Source organism: Bradyrhizobium sp. Kon58, assembly GCF_055807455.1.
In genome coordinates, this window is the sequence record NZ_JBVVOT010000072.1 from 1 (window position 1) to 3021 (window position 3021).

Annotated in this window: 3 protein-coding genes; all 3 read right to left on the reverse strand. The window is 63.4% G+C overall.

Annotated elements, in window-relative coordinates:
- Nucleotides 1-166: 166 nt before the first annotated feature.
- The 3 genes from AC0L20_RS39375 to ligD are packed head-to-tail and all read right to left on the reverse strand — an operon-like array spanning nucleotide 167 to nucleotide 2804.
- Nucleotides 167-478, reverse strand: coding sequence for a type II toxin-antitoxin system VapC family toxin (locus AC0L20_RS39375; RefSeq protein ID WP_473295571.1), 312 nt, complete (start codon nucleotides 476-478; stop codon nucleotides 167-169).
- Nucleotides 479-483: 5 nt separating this feature from the next.
- Nucleotides 484-981: a hypothetical protein gene (locus AC0L20_RS39380; RefSeq protein ID WP_473295572.1), complete on the reverse strand. Its 498-nt coding sequence runs from the start codon at nucleotides 979-981 to the stop codon at nucleotides 484-486.
- A gap of 5 nt (nucleotides 982-986) precedes the next feature.
- On the reverse strand, nucleotides 987-2804 hold the full coding sequence (gene ligD, locus AC0L20_RS39385; RefSeq protein WP_473295573.1) for a DNA ligase D: 1818 nt from the start codon (nucleotides 2802-2804) through the stop codon (nucleotides 987-989).
- Between the last annotated feature and the right edge of the window lie 217 nt (nucleotides 2805-3021).

Here is a 3021-nt window from a genome sequence, read left to right on the forward strand (position 1 = left end):
CTCACGTGAACCGGCCGCCGTTCAAGGATCGCTTGTCTGAGCGCCATGAAGACCTGGCTGTGGCCTTCGCTGAGGATCTGGAACGGTCGCTTGCGACCGCGGCGGGGTCGGTACGCGGCGAAGTCCGGGTTGAAGGTTGCTGCCTGGGTGATCCCGATGCGCTCCATCATCGCAAAACTGTCCGATCAACGAAGGAAAAACCCTCCCCGGGAGAGCTCGCCTGTATCTCCGCAGCCGCATCCAGATCAGCGCGGACAATGGGTTCGATCCGAACTCCCCCGTCGCGCAGCCGGTCCCAGAATATCTCCGCAACGTCGCTGCCGAATCGGGCTTTTAGAAGCTGCCACGTTTCAGCCAGCACCAGGTCCGTCGTGAGATGCTGGTCGATGCTGCGAAGGATAGACTTGGCGCGCTCATTCTGAGCATCCCGCTTGGCGGCGGCGGCGAACCAGACGGAGGTGTCAACAAACGCGCTCATGCGCGTCACCCCTGAGCCGGGTACTCCCAAATCTTACCCGTCGGATCGTTCTGCTCAACCCACTTTTCCGCACACCCTTGCGAGGCAAAGAGCCTGACCCAATCGACGTCGCCAACCTCCCTGGACTCCGGATCGTGCGAGTAGAGCCAAACCGATCCTCGGGCCCGACCGCCTCCCACTTCGTATTCCCAGGCCACGCCTTCAGGGTCATTTTCCTTGAACCACCTCTCGGCGACGTCGGCAGACGCAAACACCCTTATCCATCCGGGCTCGCCGGCCGCGCGCGTTCTGCCGTCCCCGTAATCGTCGATGTACAGCCATACGGTTCTGCCCTCGCGGCGCGCCTCGTCATGGTGGCGGACCACCTCGTTCACCCTCTGCCGGTCGGAACGATCGGCCTCAGGCAGCGACATCACCGCGGCGTAGAGTTCGGCAGGAATGCTCCGCCTGTCACGGGGAGGTTTGTGGCGCCATTCCACCCATCGATCGAATGCATCCGACATGCGGCTCAGCTCCTTGGCTTAACGCTGAATGGAGTCTCGATGGTGAAGGCGTCCGGCGCGATCCCGCTCTCGATGCGCTTCCAGGTCACGGGCGCTGCGATGGGAAATCCCTCGCGGGCGCGCGGGGAATACGTGCCGATGGCCGTGGTACCGCGGCCATTGCGCAGATAATCGAGGAAGATGCGATCGCGACGCTTTGCCTGCGCGGACAGGAGGTAGCGGTCTGGATGACGCGCCGCGAAGGCGGAGACCAACTGATGCGCCACCCTATGCGCCTTGTCGTGCAACAGCGGCTGGTCCAGCGGGGCCATCAGATGAATTCCTTTGCCGCCGGTGAGCTTGGGCCAGGTCTCGAAGCCCTCGCGCTTCATCATCGTGCGCAGAGCGAGCGCGGTCTCCACGACGGCATCCCAGTCGACGCCCTCTCCGGGATCCAGATCGATTACGATGCGGTCGGCATGTTCGAAGTCCTCGACGGTCGCATTCCAGGGGTGCAGCTCGACGGCGCCGATCTCCACTAGCCCAAGGAAACCATCCAGGCTGTCGACCCACAGGCGCGTTCCCTCGCCACCCTCGCGCTTCTGAATCCGGAGCTGGTGCACGGCGGCCGGAATGTCCTTCGGCAGCGGTCCCTTGTGATAGAACGTCGTGCCGCGCACATGACGCACCAGCTTGAGCGGACGATGGCCGAGGTGCGGGAGGGCTTTCTCCCACACCTTGCACCAGTAGTCGGCGAGTTCTTCTTTTGACGGCACAACGGCGTCGGGCAGAAGCTGCAGGATGTTCTCTCTCGGAACGCCCAGCTTCGGGCGGCCGGCTGCGGACGGCACGAGGCGCGGGGCCTTGACCTTGCGCCCCGCGAGATCATCGCGGAAGCCTTTGAACACGGCCTCGCGAAGCAGGCCATCATCGGTCAGCGCGCCATACTGGACCTCGATTTCGAGTGTCGGCTCGACCCAGGTCGCCTTCGGCTTTTTGACGGTCACATCGAGCGGAGAAGCCTTGCGGATCAATGGATCAAGCCGCTCGCGTAATTCGCGCGCGGTCGTCTCGGTGTAGCCGGTACGCACCTTGCCGCCGTAGAGCAGGTTGCCGTTTTCGCGGCGGCCGACGTAGAGCGAGGCGACCTTGCGCGGGCGCGCCCCTAGCTTCTCCACGAACGCGATGATCGGGAAGGTCTCGCTCTTCTTGCACTTGAGCTTGATCCAGCTTTCCTGCCGCCCCGAGCGGTACGGCTGGCCAAGCCGTTTGGCGACCAGGCCTTCCAGCCCCAGTTTGCACCCTTTGTCGAAGACCTCGTTGCCGTTGGCCGCAAGGGCTTCGACGTAGATGAAGGTCTCGGGTGCGTCCTTCAGAAGCTGCTGCAGCAGGCGCTTGCGATCTTCGTACACGACCCTGCGCAGGTCGTAGCCGTCGAGATACAGGAGATCGAAGGCGTGGTAGCGCACGCGCTCGCTTTGCTTAGGCCCGAGCTCCCGCCTGAGCTGCTGGAAGTCCGGCAGGCCGCCACTGCCGTACACCACCGCTTCGCCGTCGATGATCGCGCTATGTGCCCTGAGCAGGTGGGCGCCGGCTGCGACCGAGGAGAACTGTTCGGTCCAGTCCAGGCCGGTCTTCGAATAGACCTTGGCGTCATCATCTTGCAGATGCAGCTGCGCGCGGTAACCGTCGGCCTTGATCTCGTAGACCCAGTCTGCCCCGCGCGGCGGCTTCTCCCGCAGCGTGGGATCACACGGCTTGATGTAACCAGGAATAGCAGCTTTGATGGCGCCATGGACACGCGATACTCCCAAACGAGACTGACGCAACGCCACGGCACACATGTCGATTCAACGCCATCGCCCTGATTCGTTCCGTGTCTCGCCTAGCACTCGTTCGGAACGCGGGTTGTCTCCGAGCGTTGGCGGGCTGTGGGCGCGGGTAGGAGCGGTGCGATGATAGAATCGGAGACCCTGCTGGAGAAATGTCCCCAATGCGGCGCATGGCCTATGGCGGCGACCATCCAAAAGTCCGCTTCCGCGCAACGCGAAATCCAGTTCA

Coding starts and splice junctions, on each gene's coding strand:
- ligD (WP_473295573.1), bottom strand. CDS start 2,804: ATGTGTGCCGTGGCGTTGCGTCAGTCTCGTTTGGGAGTATCGCGTGTC.
- AC0L20_RS39375 (WP_473295571.1), bottom strand. CDS start 478: ATGAGCGCGTTTGTTGACACCTCCGTCTGGTTCGCCGCCGCCGCCAAG.
- AC0L20_RS39380 (WP_473295572.1), bottom strand. CDS start 981: ATGTCGGATGCATTCGATCGATGGGTGGAATGGCGCCACAAACCTCCC.